This window comes from Rhodoplanes roseus, from assembly GCF_003258865.1.
Classification (GTDB): Bacteria; Pseudomonadota; Alphaproteobacteria; order Rhizobiales; family Xanthobacteraceae; genus Rhodoplanes; species Rhodoplanes roseus.
On sequence record NZ_NPEX01000129.1, the window covers coordinates 1 to 16,428 of the forward strand.

The 16,428-nt window shown below is 70.5% G+C and carries 16 protein-coding genes; 8 read left to right on the top strand and 8 right to left on the bottom strand.

Annotated features, from left to right (window positions below; translation table 11 throughout):
• Together CH341_RS17935 and CH341_RS17940 are read right to left on the bottom strand one after the other, a co-directional pair.
• The coding region (locus CH341_RS17935) for a xanthine dehydrogenase family protein molybdopterin-binding subunit (RefSeq protein WP_170149683.1) at positions 1–2,347 on the bottom strand (2,347 nt) is incomplete at its 3' end.
• The gene (locus CH341_RS17940) at positions 2,344–2,823 is read right to left on the bottom strand and encodes a (2Fe-2S)-binding protein (RefSeq protein ID WP_210208424.1); all 480 of its coding nucleotides are present in this window, start codon (positions 2,821–2,823) and stop codon (positions 2,344–2,346) included. The genes CH341_RS17935 and CH341_RS17940, both read right to left, overlap by 4 nt.
• A 287-nt stretch (positions 2,824–3,110) precedes the next feature.
• Here CH341_RS17940 and CH341_RS17945 point away from each other — a divergent pair, with 287 nt between their 5' ends.
• Both CH341_RS17945 and CH341_RS17950 read left to right on the top strand, forming a co-directional pair.
• Positions 3,111–4,031, top strand: a complete 921-nt coding sequence (locus CH341_RS17945) for an aldo/keto reductase (RefSeq protein WP_425376193.1) — start codon at positions 3,111–3,113, stop codon at positions 4,029–4,031.
• A complete protein-coding gene (locus CH341_RS17950) occupies positions 4,031–4,711 on the top strand; it encodes a DUF6064 family protein (protein WP_111420370.1) in 681 nt (226 codons plus the stop codon). Before CH341_RS17945 ends, CH341_RS17950 begins: the two co-directional genes overlap by 1 nt.
• On the opposite strand, the gene phnN is transcribed toward CH341_RS17950, so the two are convergent.
• The 6 genes from phnN to CH341_RS17980 all read right to left on the bottom strand — a co-directional run bounded on the left by phnN (position 4,698) and on the right by CH341_RS17980 (position 11,220).
• The gene (phnN, locus tag CH341_RS17955; RefSeq protein ID WP_111420371.1) at positions 4,698–6,734 is read right to left on the bottom strand and encodes a phosphonate metabolism protein/1,5-bisphosphokinase (PRPP-forming) PhnN; all 2,037 of its coding nucleotides are present in this window, start codon (positions 6,732–6,734) and stop codon (positions 4,698–4,700) included. The two genes, CH341_RS17950 and phnN, sit on opposite strands and share 14 nt — an antisense overlap.
• A gap of 103 nt (positions 6,735–6,837) precedes the next feature.
• A complete protein-coding gene (nadC, locus tag CH341_RS17960) occupies positions 6,838–7,671 on the bottom strand; it encodes a carboxylating nicotinate-nucleotide diphosphorylase (RefSeq protein ID WP_111420372.1) in 834 nt (277 codons plus the stop codon).
• A gap of 100 nt (positions 7,672–7,771) precedes the next feature.
• Positions 7,772–8,500 (bottom strand): ABC transporter permease, encoded by a 729-nt coding sequence (locus tag CH341_RS17965; protein WP_111420373.1) that lies wholly within the window; start codon positions 8,498–8,500, stop codon positions 7,772–7,774.
• A gap of 3 nt (positions 8,501–8,503) precedes the next feature.
• The gene (locus CH341_RS17970) at positions 8,504–9,253 is read right to left on the bottom strand and encodes an ABC transporter permease (protein ID WP_111420374.1); all 750 of its coding nucleotides are present in this window, start codon (positions 9,251–9,253) and stop codon (positions 8,504–8,506) included.
• A 180-nt stretch (positions 9,254–9,433) separates the two neighbouring features.
• Entirely contained in the window at positions 9,434–10,267 is an 834-nt protein-coding gene (locus tag CH341_RS17975; RefSeq protein WP_111420375.1) for an ABC transporter ATP-binding protein, read from the bottom strand.
• Positions 10,264–11,220, bottom strand: a complete 957-nt coding sequence (locus CH341_RS17980) for an ABC transporter substrate-binding protein (protein ID WP_210208426.1) — start codon at positions 11,218–11,220, stop codon at positions 10,264–10,266. The genes CH341_RS17975 and CH341_RS17980 overlap by 4 nt, the downstream gene beginning before the upstream one ends.
• A gap of 378 nt (positions 11,221–11,598) precedes the next feature.
• On the opposite strand from CH341_RS17980, the gene CH341_RS17985 reads away from it, so the two are divergent.
• From CH341_RS17985 to CH341_RS18010, 6 genes are all read left to right on the top strand, one after another.
• On the top strand, positions 11,599–12,096 hold the full coding sequence (locus CH341_RS17985) for a MarR family winged helix-turn-helix transcriptional regulator (protein ID WP_111420377.1): 498 nt from the start codon (positions 11,599–11,601) through the stop codon (positions 12,094–12,096).
• A 90-nt stretch (positions 12,097–12,186) separates the two neighbouring features.
• The gene (gene phnF / locus CH341_RS17990) at positions 12,187–12,930 is read left to right on the top strand and encodes a phosphonate metabolism transcriptional regulator PhnF (RefSeq protein ID WP_170149684.1); all 744 of its coding nucleotides are present in this window, start codon (positions 12,187–12,189) and stop codon (positions 12,928–12,930) included.
• A gap of 159 nt (positions 12,931–13,089) precedes the next feature.
• Positions 13,090–13,959 (top strand): phosphate/phosphite/phosphonate ABC transporter substrate-binding protein, encoded by an 870-nt coding sequence (gene phnD, locus CH341_RS17995; protein WP_111420379.1) that lies wholly within the window; start codon positions 13,090–13,092, stop codon positions 13,957–13,959.
• A gap of 135 nt (positions 13,960–14,094) precedes the next feature.
• Positions 14,095–14,916, top strand: a complete 822-nt coding sequence (gene phnE / locus CH341_RS18000) for a phosphonate ABC transporter, permease protein PhnE (RefSeq protein WP_170149685.1) — start codon at positions 14,095–14,097, stop codon at positions 14,914–14,916.
• A 13-nt stretch (positions 14,917–14,929) separates the two neighbouring features.
• Positions 14,930–15,769, top strand: coding sequence for a phosphonate ABC transporter ATP-binding protein (phnC, locus tag CH341_RS18005; RefSeq protein WP_111420381.1), 840 nt, complete (start codon positions 14,930–14,932; stop codon positions 15,767–15,769).
• A gap of 65 nt (positions 15,770–15,834) precedes the next feature.
• Positions 15,835–16,305 carry an MEKHLA domain-containing protein gene (locus tag CH341_RS18010; protein WP_111420382.1) on the top strand — a complete coding sequence of 157 codons (471 nt, stop codon included), beginning with the start codon at positions 15,835–15,837 and terminating at the stop codon, positions 16,303–16,305.
• The last annotated feature ends 123 nt before the right edge of the window (positions 16,306–16,428 follow it).

The following is a 16,428-nucleotide window of genomic DNA, read 5'->3' on the forward strand; positions in this document are numbered from 1 at the left end:
CGACATCATCGCCCGCACGGTCGGGCAGAAGATGTCGGAGCTGCTCGGCCAGCCGGTGCTGATCGACAATCGCGGCGACGCCGGCGGCGCGCAGACCCGCGAGCACGCGCTCGGGCGTGAGCGGCAGCTCGCGGAAACGGACTCCGGTCGCGTCGTACACCGCGTTGGCGATGGCGGCCGCGCTCGGCACCGAGGCGGATTCGCCGACGCCGAGCGGATCGTCGTCTGGCCGCGGCACCATCATCACGTCGATGGGCGGCAGCTCCGGAAAGGTGAGCAGCGGATAGGCGCCCCACTCGCGGCTCGCCACCGCGACGTCCGTGAACGTCACCTGCTCCTTCAGCACCCGGCTGGTGGACTGGATGACGTTGCCCTGGATCTGATGGCGCACCCCGTCCGGATTGATCATCAGGCCGGAGTCCTGGCCGACCGTGATCTTGGTCAAGGCCACCTCGCCGGTCCTGGTGTCGACCGCGACGTCGGCGACCCAGGCGGCCCAGGCGGCGCCGTAGCCGGGGAACTTCGAGTGGACGTAGAGCGCATAGGCGAAGCCGCGCCCGCGCCGGATGCCGTCCGGATCCTCGCGCAGGCGGGCGCCGACATGAGGCTCCCACTCCGCCCGCTCGGCGAGCTTCTGGACCAGCTCGCGAGCCCGTTCGTCCTTCAGATAACGCAGCCGGTACTCGATCGGATCGACGCCCGCCTCCGCCGCCAGCTCGTCGATGTAGCACTCGTGCGCGAACGTGTTGGGCAGCGCCGAGACGCCGCGCAGCCAGGCGGCGCGCACGATCGGCGCCATGTCGTGGCAGACAATGCGCTTGTTGGCGAAGTCGTAAGGGCCGATGGCGGTGCGGTCGCCCATCTGCAGCACGGTCGCGGCGGCCGCGACCTTTCCGGTGAGCAGCAGCGCCAGCGTGGTCGATGCGTTCGACGGATAGCGGGTCTGGAAATCGTAGGCGGCGACGGTGCCGTCGGCGTTCAGGCCGCCGTCGACCGTCATCAGCTGGGCGGCGCCCTTCGGCTCCCAGGCGTGCTCCTGATCGCGGGTGAGCTGCACCCGGACCGGCCTGCCGACCGCACGCGCCAGCAGCGCCGCGTCCGCCGTCACGTCGTCGGCGCAGTTGCGGCCGTAGCAGCCGGCCGCCTCCAGCCGCACGATCTCGACCGCCGCCTCGGGCAGCTCCATCAGCTTGGCGAGATCGGCGCGCAGCCACACCGGGTTCTGACTGCCCGACCAGGCGCGCAGCCGGCCCTCGGAGACCTCGGCGACCGCGCAGGACGGGCCGATCGAGGCGTGCATCTGATAGGGCCACAGATACTCGCGCGGCATGCGCTTCGCCGCGCCAGCGAGCGCGCCGTCGACGTCGCCCTGATCGAGCAGCACGCGCGGCGTCGAGGGGTTCCTGGTCAGCGCGCCGGCGAGGTCGTCGAGATCGGGCAGCTTCGGGGTCGGCTTCCACTCGACCCGCAGCGCCCGCATCGCGGCTTCGGCGTTCTCCTCGCGCTCGGCGACGATGCCGACGAAGTCGCCGATCACGACGACCGCGACGATGCCGGGGATTTGGGCGATCGAGCTTTCGTCGACCGCGATCAGGCTGGTGCCGACGAAGTCGCCGACGTCGACGCCGGCATAAGGCGGCCGCACCACGCGGCCATGCAGCATGCCCGGCACGCGCACGTCGTGGACATAGACGAGCTGGCCGGTCGCCTTGGCCGGCAGATCGACGCGGGGCTGCGAGCGGCCGACGATGCGGTGCTCGGAGACGGGCTTCACCGGCACGTCCTCGGCGAGCGCCAGCACGATGCGCTCGTCGCCGATCAGCTCGCCATAGGTGACGAAGCGGTTGTCGCCGCCGGCTCCCACGTCGTCGGTGCCCTCGCCGAGGGTCGCGGCCGTGGCGCGTCGCCGCACCACCCCGTCCTCGACCACCAGATCCGGGGCCGGCACGCCGAGCTTCTCGGCGGCGCGGGCCAGCAGCACGTGGCGCGCCTGCGCCGCCGCCCGGCGCAACGCGGGCGCCGTGATCTGGATGGTCTCGCTGGCGATGGTGGGGCCCTGGTCGGGCGTCAGCGCGGTGTCGCCGAGCACCATCGTCACGCGCGCGAATCCGACGTCGAGCTCCTCGGCGACGATCTGGGCCAGCGCCGTGCGGATGCCGGTGCCGAGATCGACATGGCCGTTGAACGCCGTGACGGTGCCGTCCGCATCGACCAGCACGAAGGGCTCAAGGGTTTCCGGATCGGCGGCCGCGACATCGACGATGCCGGCCGGCGGTTTCACCACGGCGAGGCTGCCGCGGCGCGTCAGATAGTCGGTTCGGGTGAGGCCCTGCGGCTGAAGCGTCACCGGCGGCTCCTGTCGACGGCGAGCCGCACCGCGGCGAGAATCTCCACATGGGTGCCGCAGCGGCACAGATTGTAGCGCAGCGCCTCGCGGATTTCCGCCTCGCTGGGGTCCGGATTGGCGTCGAGCAGCGCCGCCGTCGTCATGATCATGCCGTTGAGGCAGTAGCCGCACTGCGCGCCGGCCATCTCGACGAAGGCCGCCTGCACGGGATGCAGCGCCTCCGGGCCGCCGAGACCTTCCAGCGTGGTGACGCTGTGGCCCGCCACGTCGGCGAGATGCAGCACGCAGGCGCGCGCCGCGACGCCGTCGACCAGCACGGTGCAGCTGCCGCACTCGCCGATGCCGCAGCCGAACTTCGGGCCGTTGAGGCCGAGATCGTTGCGCAGCACCGCGAGCAGCGGCGTCGTGCCGGGCAGCCGCAACGCGTGCGTCTGTCCATTGACCGTCAGTCGGATGAGCGGATCGCGACCAGGCATGGCGTGCCGACGGGACTCTTCGGGCGGGCTCTTCATTCGTATACTAATGAAAAACGGCGAGCCACCCAAGAGTTTGTTGGTGCTGCAATGCCGTCCTCCACGGATCGTGAGACCGCGCCGAATCTGCCGAGAACAGGAGCAGCAAATCGGTGTTTGCAGTGCGATGAGGCAGCTCTCGCCCACCGATGAGGCAGGGCAGGTCGGTTCCCACGCGACGAGAGAGGTCCAGGACGCATGCGCCTCCTTTTCCTCGGCCTCGGCGTTATCATCGACCGAGGGAGACCGCGATGCACACACGACGAAGCCTGCTGACGGGAGCGATGGCGACGGCCGGCGCGGCCGCCTTGCCGTGGCGCTCGGCGAGGGGGCAGCCGGCGCCCGTTCCGATCACCAAGACCATCCCGTCGAGCGGCGAGGCCGTGCCGGCGGTCGGGCTCGGCACCTGGATCACCTTCAACGTCGGCACCGATGCCGCACTGCGGGACGAGTGCGCCGCCGTGGTGGCCGCCTTCTTCGCCGCGGGCGGCCGGCTGATCGACTCCTCGCCCATGTACGGCTCGTCGCAGCCGACCGTGGGTTACGCCCTCGAACGGCTCGGCGCACCCGAGACGCTGTTCTCGGCCGAGAAGGTGTGGACCTCGAACCCGCGCAACGGGCCGCCGCAGATCGCCCAGTCGCTCTCCTACTGGGGCGTGCCGCGCTTCGACCTCGTGCAGGTGCACAACCTGCTCTCGTGGGAGGCGCATCTCGACACGCTCGCCGCCATGAAGGCCGCGAAGAGCATCCGCTATGTCGGCATCACCACCTCGGAAGGGCGCCGGCAACGCGACATCGAGGCCGTCATGGCGAGTCGGCCGATCGACTTCGTCCAGGTCACCTACAACCCGGCCGACCGCGAGGTGGAGAGCCGAATCCTGCCGCTGGCGCGCGAGCGCGGTATCGCCGTGATCGTCAACCGGCCGTTCCGCGAGGGCGAGCTGACCCAAAAGCTCGCACGCCGCCCCTTGCCCGACTGGGCCGCCGAGATCGGCGCCACCACCTGGGCGCAGCTGGTTCTGAAGTTCATCGTCTCGCACCCGGCCGTCACCTGCGCGATTCCCGCGACCACGCGGGTCGACCACGTGCGCGAGAATCTCGCGGCGGCGAGCGGTGCGATGCCGGACGAGGCGTTCCGCCGACGCATCGCCGACGCGGTCGGGCGGGCGTGATGCCCGAGTGGTGGACCTACGGGCTCTCCGATTTCCTGATGTTCTCGCCGCGCGTCTATCACCGGCTGCTCGCCGCGACGAACGCGGCGCTGTGGCCCGCACAGATCGGCACGATCCTGCTCGGGCTCGCCGCGGCCGTGCTGACCGCCGTTCCGCGCCGCGGCCGCGAACGCGTTCTCTGGCCGGTCCTCGGCCTGCTGTGGATGGTGGTCGCCTGGGCTTTTCTGTGGGAGCGTTATGCCGTCATCAACTGGGGCGCGCTCTACGCCGTACCGGCGTTCGTGCTGCAGGGCGTGCTGCTGATCGGGGCCGGGCTCTTCGGCGCGGTGCGACTCCCGACGTCGCGCGACCGGACCACGACGACAGGAGCCGTGCTGCTCGTCGCCATCGTGCTCGGATGGCCGCTGCTGGCGCCGCTGTCCGGCCGCCCGATCGAGACGGCCGAGGTGTTCGGCCTCTTCCCCGACCCGACGGCGCTGGCGACCATCGTCTTGCTGGCCTGCGGTCGCGGCGGCTTGCGTTGGATCCTGATGATCATTCCGGTAGCCTGGGCCCTGATCGCCGCGGCGACGCTGTTCACGCTCGGGTCGTGGATCTGGACGGTCGTGATCGTGGCCGGCGGAGCCGCCGTCGCGCTCGCCCTCACCCGACCGACGACGCCCTCGCCTAGGCGATCGTGAATCCGCAGAACTGCGTCGCCAGCCGCGCCGCCGCCTCGAGATCCGACGCTGCGCCGGCATGGATCACGAACAGCGCATCGCCCTTCGACACCATGTCGCCGAGCCGTGCCCGCAGATCGATGCCGGCGCTCTTGTCGAGCGGCGCGCCGGCCACCCGCGCGATGCCGGCGACCGCGAAGCCGTCGATGTCGGTGACGGTGCCGCTGCGCTCCGCCACGACGGCCCGGGTGAGCCGGCCCGGCCGCACCGGCTCGGACCGCGCACCTTGCGCAACGATGATCCTGTCCAGCGCCTCGCGGGCGGCGCCGGAGCCGAGCAGATCCTCGGCGCGGCGACGCGCCGTCTCGCGATCCCCGATGGCCGGATCCCAGGCGAGGATGCGGCTGGCGAAATGCAGGACCTTGTCGCGCAGATCGGCCGGCGCCTCGGGATCGTTCTCCAGCACCCACAGCACGTCGCGCGCTTCCAGCGCCGGGCCGATGCCGCGGCCGATCGGCGCCGTGCCGTCGGTCGGCACCGCCTCGACGAACAGTCCGAGCCCGGCGCCGACGCTCTCGAACAATTGCGCCAGCGCGGTCGCCTCGGCCGCGCTCTTGATGCGGGCGCGCGGGCCGAACGGCAGGTCCACCACCACATGGGTGGCGCCGGCCGCGAGCTTCTTGGACAGGATCGAGGCGACCGACCAGCGCGTCGATTCGAGTCCGAGCGGGCGCGTGATGGCGTTCATCACGTCGTCCAGGGTCGAGTGGTTCAGCCGGCCGTTCCAGGCGACGCAGCCGCGGGCCTGCGCCACCACGCGCCGCACGTCGTCGGCATCGAGATCGACGCGCGCCAGCGTCTCCATCGCATCCGCCGTGCCGGCCGCCGACGTGATGGCGCGCGACGAGGTCTTCGGAATCGCCAGGCCGTGCGCCGCGACGATCGGCACCAGCACCATGGTGACGCGCGAGCCCGGAATGCCGCCCATCGAATGCTTGTCGGCGACGATCGGCTCGTCCCACGTGATGCGCGACGCGAAGCTCGCCCGCACCTTGGCGAGCGCCAGCACCTCGGCGTCGTCGAGCCCGCGGTCGGCGGCCACCAGAAAGCCCGAGACCTCGGCATCCGGATAGCGGCCCTCGACGATGTCGCCGACGACGCGCGCGTAATCGGCCTCGTCCAACGTGCCGCCGCGGATCTTGGTGCGCAGCGCCGCGCGGCTCGCCGGCGTCGGCGTGCGGGTCAGCACCACGGGCGTGCCCTCGGGCAGGCCGAGCCTGTCGAACACCTCGTGGGTGAGCCCGACCGAATCCACCGCGAGCGTGCCGGGATCGGCGAGCGCCACCTCGGCCCGGATGCTGCGTCCACGCCCCGCGATGTCGATGCGGCCCGGCCCGAGATAATCCGCGGCGCCGAGCACCGACGAGTCGCGCGGCAGCACCGCGAGCGCGCGCGATCCGGCGGAGAGCGGCATCCTGGCGAGCCGCAACCGGGCGGTCTGGGCCTCCAGCGCGGCGATGAAACGCTCGATGCCGACCGGCGGCGTCGCGTCGTTGGCGACCCGCACCACCGTCACGCCGGCGGGCACCGGCGGCGTGGTGCGCTCGAGCCGCGTCCTGATCACGTCGGCGCTCTCGCGCCCCCGCCCCGCGAGCCGCGCCGCCAGGATGTCGAGCGGCGCCGTGACCTCGACCACGACGAGATCGGGAACGCGGGCGAGCAGATCGGCGATCACGGCGCGCGAGCCGTTGGCGACGACGTGGACGCCGCGAGCGAGCTCGTCCACCACGCGCGCCGGCACGCCGTAGCTCAATCCGTGCGCCGTCCAGTCGATCAGGAAGGCGCCGTCCTGCTGCAGCCGGGCGAAGGTCGCCGCGTCGACGGCCTCGTGCGCCTCGCCGCCGGCATCCGCCGGCCGGGTGATCACGCGCCGCGCGAACACGAAGCGCCCGCTCCCGCCCAGCACCGCACGCGCCCCGTCGAGCAGCGTGTCCTTGCCGGATCCGCTCGGGCCCACGACGAAGAACAGGACGCCCGGGGTCATCGACAGCGCTCCCGGATGCGACGTCTCGTTGTTCCGACGAGCGCGGAGAGGTGACGAGGCGCCGTGCCCGGATGGGGAGCGTCAACGAGCATCGATCTTCGTCTCACGCCTCGTCGAGGCCGATGTCGACGGCCGGGGCCGCCTGGGTGATCTTGCTGGTCGAGATGTAGTCGACGCCGGTCTCGGCGATCGCCTTGATGGTGTCGAGCCGGATGCCGCCGGAGGCTTCGAGCGGCACCTTGCCGGCGACCAGCGACACCGCCTTGCTCATCTCCTCGCACGACATGTTGTCCAGCATGATGACGTCGGCGCCGGCGGTGAGCGCCTCGGAGACCTGCTCGAGCCGGTCGCACTCCACCTCGATCTTGGTCAGGGTCGGCAACTTCGTCTTGGCCCGGGCGACCGCCGGCGCGATGCCGCCGCACACGGCGATGTGGTTGTCCTTGATCATCACGCCGTTGTCGAGGCCGAGCCGATGGTTCAGCCCGCCGCCGCAGGTGACGGCGTGCTTCTCGATCATGCGCAGGCCCGGCGTCGTCTTGCGGGTGTCGATCAGCCGCGCCTTGGTGTGCGAGATCATCGCGACGTAGCGGGCCGTCTCGGTGGCGATCGCCGACATGTGCTGGACGATGTTCAGCGCAGTGCGCTCGCCGGTGAGGATGCCGCGCGCCGGGCCCTTCACGGTGAGCAGGATCGCGCCCTTCTCCACCACGTCGCCGTCCTTCACCTTCACGTCGACGACGAGGCGCGGCTCGTAGCGGCGGAACACGGCGGCGGCGATGTCGATGCCGGCCACCGTCATCGGCTGGCGGGCGTTCATGGCGAAATGCCCTTCCTCGCCCGGCTCGATCATGGTCTGGGCGGTGAGGTCGCAATAGCCGATGTCCTCGAGCAGCCAGAGATCGATCAGGCGCTCCACGGCGAAGCTGTCGTACATGGTCGAACCTTTCGGGTGAGTCCGTGTCGGGTGTGTGAAGGGTCCGGCCGGATCGCGCCGACGCTCGGCGCGACGTCGTGCGGACGAAGGAGGATCGGGGTCAGTGCCGCCATGCCCGGTCGAGCATCAGCAGCACCGCATTGAGGAGCAGCGCGACGATCGCGAGTAGCAGCGCGACCGCCAGCACGGTCGGCATGTCGCCGCGCTCCATCGCGTGCATCACCATGTAGCCGAGGCCGTTGCGCGAGGCGAACATCTCGCCGATCAGCACGCCGAGCAGGCACAGCGACACGCCGAGCCGCGCCCCGGTGATCACCTCGGGCAGGATCGCCGGCAGCACCACGGTGAGCGAGGTCTGCCACGGCGTCAGCCCCATCACGGCGGCGCTGCGGCGATACACCGGCTTCATCTGCAGGATGGCGTTCATGGTGAACAGCGTCAACGGAATGAGGCCGTGCATGATGCCGAAGGCGATGCGGGCCGAGATGCCGAGGCCGAAGATCAGCAGCACGACGGGATAGAGCGTCACCTTGGGCAGCGAATAGAGATTGACCAGGATCGGCTCGGCGACCGTGCCGGCGACGCGGTTCATGCCGAGCAGCACGCCGAGCGCGATGCCGCCCGCCGTGGACAGCACCACGGCGACCGCGAAGGCCTGTGAGGTCTGGCTCGCGTGCTTCCAGAAGTCCGGATCGCCGAACAGCGCGACGAGCTGCACCAGGGTCGTGCCCGGCGACGGCAGGCTGCTGTTGGCGACGACGAGATGCAGCGCCTCCCAGGCGAGGAGGAGGACGACGAAGACGACGGCGGTGCCGAGCGCGTTACGCATGGCTCAGCGCCTCAGCCGCGCCTGCAGACGCCGGTCGACGGTGTCCAGCGCGGTGTTGACCACGGTGACGACCAGCACGATGAGCAGCATCAGGCCGTACATCTCGCGATTGTTGAAGTTGTTGTAGGCGTAGGCGATGGCGTAGCCCATGCCGGCGCCGGACAGGATGAACTCGGAGGCGATCACGCCGATGAAGGCGTAGGCGACCGACAGCTTGATGCCGGTGAACAGATACGGCATCGCGGCCGGCAGGCTGATCTCGAGGGCGCGCTCGACCGGCCCCAGGCGCATGATGCGCGCCGTCTTGCCGAGCACGGTGGGAATGCGATCGAGGCCGACCAGGGTCGCCGAGATCATCGAGACGATGGCGAGCAGCACCGCGATGGCGATGATGGCGCCCGGCCCGACGCCGAACAGGATGATGAAGACCGGATAGAACATGAAGGTCGGCACCGCGTAGTAGCTCGCCAGCAGCGGCTCGACGGCGCCGCGCACCACCGGTGCCGCGTGGATGACGGCGCCGACCAGGAAGCCGAGCACGACGGCGATCACGGCAGCCGCGACGACGCTGCGCAGGCTCACCAGAATGTCGTTCCAGTGCGTGCCCGAGACGAGGATGTCCCACAGGCTGGTCGCCATGGCGGAGGGCGGCAGCACGACGGTCATCGGAATCCAGCCGGTGCGGCAGGCGATCTCCAGCGCGCCGACCGCGGCGGCGATGACCAGGAGCCTGATCCACCCTTCGCGCGTCATCGGCGCACCCGGCCGCAACGCTGGTCATTCCGGGGCGCCGCGCGGCGGCGAACCCGGAATCCAATCCGCAACTCGGAGCAGGTCGCTGGATTCCGGGTCCGGCGCTTCGCGCCGTCCCGGAATGACGGGAGCAACTCGGTCCGAAACGTGCCGCAGGCCGGCGCGATCATCTCCGGCTCCTCAATTCTCGCGCATGTGCTTGAGGGACTCGGCGCGCAGCTTCTCCCACAGATGGCCGGTGAGATCGCCGAAGCGGGGATGCGAGACGATGCGGCTGTCGCGGTCGACGTCCCAGCCGGTCTCCAGCACGTCGATGAACACGCCCGGACGCGCCGACATCACGCCGACGCGGTCGGACAGCATCGCCGCCTCGTCGAGCGCATGGGTGATCAGCAGAACGGTCGCCGAGGTCTCGCGCCACAGGCGCAGGAGCTCGTCGCCCATCAGCAGACGGGTCTGCTGGTCGAGCGCGCCGAACGGCTCGTCGAGCAGGATCAGGCGGGGCTGCATCACCAGCGTGCGGGCGATGCAGACGCGCTGGCGCATGCCGCCGGAGAGCTGCGCCGGATAGGCGCCGGCGAACGCCTTGAGGCCCATGAAGCCGACCGCGTAGTCGACGCGACGCGTGACCTCGGCGGCGTCGACGCCGGCCCGCCGCAGCCCGAACGCGACGTTGTCGGCGACGGTGAGCCAGGGGAACGACGCGTCCTCCTGGAACACCACGCCGACGCCGGCCGGCACGCCGTCGATCGGGCGTCCCTCGAACTCGGCCGTCCCCTCGGTCGGCTTGGCGAGGCCGGCCAGAACGTCGAGGAGGGTCGACTTGCCGCAGCCGGACGGGCCGACCACGGAGAAGAACTCGCCCCGCCGGAGGTCGAGATCGATCGGCCCGAGCGCATGCACGCAATTCGGCGATCCGGGTCGCCCGAACACGCGGGTGACGCCGGCGAGCCGGGCATGATGATCGTCGGCGGGCATCACGGACGCGACCTCGGCGAGAGCGACGACGGTCATTTCTTGCCCTGGATCGACGCCGGCAGGTAGGACGAATCGACGAGCTTGGTCCAGTCCACCGGGCCCGTGACCTCGCCGATCAGCCGCAGGCCGTCGACGGTGCGGTCCATCTCGGTCAGGTCGAACCCGCCGGTGCTCCACATGCGCGGGCCCAGCATGTTGTCGACGGCGACCTTGGCGATCGCCGGCTCGAGCTTGAATGCCTTGCCGACGATCTCGGCCGCCTTGGCCGGGTCGGCGTAGAGCGCCTCCACGCCGGCGGCCCGGCCGGCGATGATGGCCTTCAGCTTGTCGGGATTCTTCTGGGCGAAGGCGCGCGTCGTGATGCCGACCGAGGTGGTCATCGGCGGCAGGATCTTGCCGTAGTTGGCGACGGTCCGGTACTTCGCGGCGCGCATGATCGACAGCGGCTCGATCAGGGCGGCGGCCGCGACCGCGCCCTGCTCCAGCATGGTGAGGCCGTTGACGTAGCCGCCCGAGGCGACGCGCTCGACCTTCGAGGCGTCGACGCCCTCGGCCTTCAGCGCCATCAGCAGCAGCATCTCCGAGACGCCCTTGGGCGACGTGATGGCGACCTTCTTGCCCTCGAGATCCTTCAGCGACTTGATCGGCGAGTCCGGCATCGTCACCAGCGACGCCTCGGCGGTCGAGCGCGTGCCGGTGTTGACGATGATCACGTCGAGGCCCTGCCGCTGCGCCGCCAGCGCCGCCGCGATGGCCACGTCGCCGTACGGCGTCTCGCTGGCGAGCAGGTTGCGCACCGTGGTGCCGCCGCCGCCCGAGCCGATGATCGAGGTGATGTCGACGCCGGCCTTCTTGAACAGGCCCTCGGCCATCGCGACGGCGTAGGGCGCGCCGTACATGCTGGTGCCCCACTGGGTCACCGAGATCTCGTCCGCGACGGAGGGGGTCGACGCGGTCAGCGCGGCTCCGGTGAGGACAGCGGCGGACACGAGGGCTCGAAGTGATTTCTGGAACGACATCGCGATCTCTTCACGGTGGGGGTTGCCGCCGACGCGAACCCGTCCGGGCCCGCGCACTCCATCTTCGAGAACAGTGCAGCTTCGAGAACGGCGTAGCTTCGAGAACGGCGTAGCTTCGAGAACAGTGTATGCACTGTATCTCGCCGCGTCCGCCGGACCAACCGGAATGTCGGCCGCGGTCTCTCATATTTTGAGCATGCGGTGGCGTCGCAAAATGCATTCGGACCGAAATACGATCACCACGTCAAGCCCGAGTCGTCTTGTCCGAAGCGGAGAGTGTACACTATTGTCGAGGGAGGCCGAGAGGTCTCGCCGTTTCGATCCGCATCACGGGAGCAGCGCTTTCGCATGACGGCCAAGGCCTCCGCACCGCAGCGAGCGCAGCGCGGCAAGCGCGCTGGAGCGGCGGCGCGCGCGCCCTACGATTTCCGCGAGCAGGTCGGCCACCTGCTGCGGCGTGCCTATCAGCGCCATGTCGCGATCTTCCAGCAGAACGCCGCCGATCCGCAGCTCACCGCCGTGCAGTTCGTCACGCTGTGCACGTTGCGCGAACAGGGGCCGTGCTCGCAAAGCGAGCTGGTGCGCGCCACGGCCGTCGACCAGGGCACGATCCGCGGCATCATCGACCGGCTGAAGGCGCGCGGCCTGATCGTGATCTCCAGCCACGGCGAGGACCGCCGCAAGGTGATCGTCCATCTCACGCCCCAGGGCGCCGCGGCGCTCGACCGTATGGTGCCGTGCGCCCACGACATCACCGAGCTCACCATGAGCGGCCTCGAGCCGGTCGAGCGCGTCGCGCTCGTCTATCTGCTGCGCAAGATGATCGGGGCCGGCGCCGAGCCCTGACCCGTGCCGCGCCGCCGGCGTCTCGCGGATGGCGGTTTGCGTCGTCCGCGTTCCATGCCACAAGGGCCGCCTCGGCGCAGGGGGCTCCGCATGACTGTTCTGCCGCGCCGTCGGGTGCGCCGGGGCGAATCCGTCCCGGTCTGGCGGCAGATCGAGATCGACCTGACCTTCGAGATCCGCACCGGCTTCCACGGGCCGGGCGATCGGCTGCCGTCCGAGGCCGAGCTGGCCCAGGCCTATGGCGTGCACCGGCACACGGTGCGGGTGGCGCTCGCGCGGCTCGCCGCCGAGGGGCTGGTCGTCTCGCGTCAGGGCAAGGGCGTGTTCGTGGCCGAGCGGCCGATCGAATACGCGGTCACGCGCGAATCGAAATGGAGCGAGTTCGGGGAACGCCTCGCCGCCGGCTCGGACGGAAAGCTGATGCGCTCCTCGGTGCGCACCGCCAACGCCGAGCTCGCCGGCCTGCTCGGGCTGGCGCCCGGCACCGAGCTCCTGGTGGTCGAGACGGTGCGGCGCGCCGGCGGCGACGTCTCGGCCTATTGCTACCACGTCTTCGAGCGCGCCCGCTTCGGCGGCATCGACGAGGCGTTCGAGCGGCTGCGCAGCTACACGCCGGCGCTGGCCGAGTTCGGCCATCCCGAGTTCTTCCGCGTCAAGACCTGGATCGACTGCCGGCTGCCGCGCGCCGACGAGGCCCGCGCCCTGGCCATCGCCTCCGACACGCCCGTCATGGTGATGAGCTATGTCGATGCGGGACGCGACGGCGCCGCGGTCCTGTTCGGCGCCGCGGTGTTTCCGAACGGACGGCTGCGCATCCGCATCGACAGCCCGTGAGCCCGGGGGCGCACGAGGCGCCGTAGCGTCCAGGGCGCGGTGTCACACGCCCGTCAGCTTGTCCACTTAACCTAGACAAGTCGCCCGGATCCCGGCGCGTCGGCGTCCTGGCGGACACCGCGTCGGCGTCGTGGGCCGGTCCATTCGGAGAGCCTGGACATGATGCACCGCCGCCACTTCCTCGCCGCCTCGGTCGCCGCCGGCGCCACGCTGGCCGCCCCCGCCGTGTGGGGCCAGGCGCGTCAGACGATCAAGATCGGCCTCGCGCCGCAGCAGGCCACCCAGTCCGAGACCCGCAAGGTGTGGGAGCCGATCTACAAGATCGTCGCGGATCGCATGGGCGTCGGCCTCGATCTCACGGTCGCCAACGACTGGGCCGGCATCTCGGTGGCGCTGGCCAGCGAGCAGATCGATGCGACCCAGATGGGCCCGTGGGGCTACGTGCTGGCGCGCGCCAAGGGCGAGGCCAAGATCGCCTGCACCATGCTGGTGAACGGCGAGCCGACCTACCGGGCCGTCATCGTCGCGCGGCCGGGCCTGAAGATCGACAACTGGCCGGAGGGCGCCCGCGGCCTGTCGATGCAGATGCTCGACGTCGGCTCGACCACCGGCTGGATGGTGCCGACCCACTGGTTCCGCCAGCGCGGCCTCGAGCCCAAGACCTTCTTCGGCCGCTACGCCGAGGGCGCCTCGGCGGCCGCCGCCCAGGTCGCCGCCGCCAACGGCCAGGTCGATCTCGCCACCGGCTGGGACATCCACCGCAACACGATGATCCGCAACGGCACCATCAAGGCGGATTCGAACACGGTGGTGTGGGAGTCCGATCCGCTGCCCAACGAGGTCGTCGCCGTGCGCCGCGGATTTCCGGAGGAGATGCGGATCGCGCTGCGCGACGCGCTGGTGGGCCTCACCGACGAGCAGAAAAAGCTGCTGCCCTGGCCCTACACCGGCTTCGTGCCGGGCGAGCACAAGCCCTACGAGGTCCTGGAGAAGATGGGCCGCGACCTCGGCGTGCTGAAGGCGTCGTAGATCAGGGCAGTCATTCCGGGGCGCGAGCCGGACGCTCGCGAACCCGGAATCCAGCGGCAGGCACCGTCACCGGAGCTGGATTCCGGGTCCGGCGCGCTGCGCCGGCCCGGAATGACCAATCCAGGAGTCCCCGCCTTGACCGACTGTCCCGTCCGCGGCGCCGACGGCCGCTATGTCGAGCCGCGGCTCGACTGGTTCTCGCGCGCCGTCGCGGCGAGGGTGCTGCTCGGGCTCCTGCTCGCCGGGGCCTTCGTCGGCTGCCTGAAGCTCGCCGAGGTGAATCCGGCGGCGCTGATGCGCGGCTTCCCGCGGCTGCTCGAATGGGCCGCCAAGGGCTGGCCGCCTTATCTCGACGATCTCGACGTGTTCTCCTGGCGGGCCATCGAGACGGTGGCGATCGCCACGGTCGGCACGGTCGCCGCGACCCTGACCGCCTTTCCACTCGCCGTGTTCCTCGCCCGCAACGTGACGCCCTCGCCCGTGCTGTCCTTCCCGGTGCGCTGGCTGGTCAACACGTTCCGGGCGATCGACACGGTGGTGTTCGCGCTGCTGTTCGTCACCGCGGTCGGGCTCGGCCCGTTCGCCGGCGTGCTGGGCATGATCGTCCACTCGGTCGGCGTGATCACCAAGCTCTACGCCGAGGCGATCGAGACCATCCCGGGCGCACCGCTGGAGGCCGCCGCCATGTCGGGCGCGGGCCGCACCAAGATCGTCACCTACGCGATGCTGCCGTCGGTTCTGCCGAGCCTCGCCTCGGTGTCGCTCTACATGTGGGAGTCCAACGTGCGTACCTCGACCATTCTGGGCATCGTCGGCGCCGGTGGTATCGGCATCGAGATCAAGGCCGCGATCGATCTCCTGGATTTCCAGAAGCTGCTCACCCTCTCGGTGATCGTGCTGATCATGGTGACGGTGATCGACCAGCTTTCGGCCTGGTTGCGCCGCCGGCTCGTCTGAGGGGACGCTTGCGATGACCGCCCCGTTGCATCTGCCGCTCACCGCGGTTCCGCTGGACACGGCGCTGCGCCCCTCGGCCGCCGCGCCTCTCGCCGAACATCCGGCGCTGGCGCTGACGACCGTCACCAAGCGCTACCGCGAGACGCTGGCGCTCGACGACGTCTCGTTCGCGGTGCGGCCCGGTGAGCTGGTCGCGCTGGTCGGCCCGTCCGGCGCCGGCAAGTCGACCGTGTTCCGCTGCCTCACCCGGCTGGTTGCTGCCGATGCCGGCCATGTGGACATCCTCGGCACCCGCGTCGATCGGCTGCGTGGCCGCGCCCTGCGCGAGGTGCGCCGGACGATCGGCCTGATCTTTCAACAGTTCAATCTGATCGGCCGGCTCTCGGCGCTCGACAACGTCCTGGCCGGCCGGCTCGGCCACGTGTCGACCTGGCGGGTCGCGACCCGGCTGTTTCCCGCCGAGGACCGGCAGATCGCCCTCGCCGCGCTCGACCGCGTCGGCCTGCTGGACAAGGCCTATCAGCGCGCCGACTCGCTGTCGGGCGGCCAGCAGCAACGCGTCGCCATCGCCCGCGTGCTGGCCCAGCAGTCGCGCGTCGTGCTGGCCGACGAGCCGGTATCGAGCCTCGATCCGGGCTCGGCCGCCAACGTGATCGGGGTGCTGCGCGACATCGCCCGCGAGCACCGCATCGGCGTCCTGTGCGCGCTCCACCAGGTCGACTTCGCGCGCGACTATGCCGACCGCATCGTCGCCCTGCGCGGCGGCCGGCTCGTGCTCGACGCGCCGGCGAAGGAGTTCGACGACGCGGCGTTTTCGCGCGTCTATGGGGGGACGGCTCCGGCGGACGCCTGAGCGGCTTTGCGACGAAGGGCTTTCTCGTATACCACGCGGACGACATCCCTCGCCCGAGTGCCTCGATGCCCGATTCGTCCGCCGACCTCCCTGCCGACCTGCGCACCGACGACGGCTTCTTCGCGCTGCTCACCGGCAGCTTCGCTCGCCTGACCGGCAAGCCGCTGGTGCCGCACGGCGCCGACGCGGCGTGGCTCTACGGCGAGGCGCCGTTCGTCTGCGTCGCCCACAACACCGAGGCCGACCCGCGCTTCGTCTACGCCAATACGGCGGGGCAGCAGCGATTCGGCTACGCCTGGGACGAGTTCATCGGCCTGCCCTCGCGCCTCTCGGCCGAAGCTCCGGAACGCGAGGAACGCCAGCGCTTTCTCGACGCCGTCGCGGCGCATGGTTACGTCGCCGGCTATCGCGGCCTGCGGGTGAAGAAGTCGGGCGCGAAATTCTGGATCGAGGACGGGCTGGTGTGGCAGCTCCGGGACGACGCCGGTACGCTGCGCGGCACCGCCGCGACGTTTTCGCGATGGACGGACGTGTGACGACGGGGCGCGCTGGATTCGCCACGTTCTCCCCGCATTCCGCTCCGAGACTGGGCAAGAAATCCGCTTCAGGCCTGGAGGGCCGAGAGTGGTCGCCGGCGGGCTTCGGTCGAGGCGATTTCG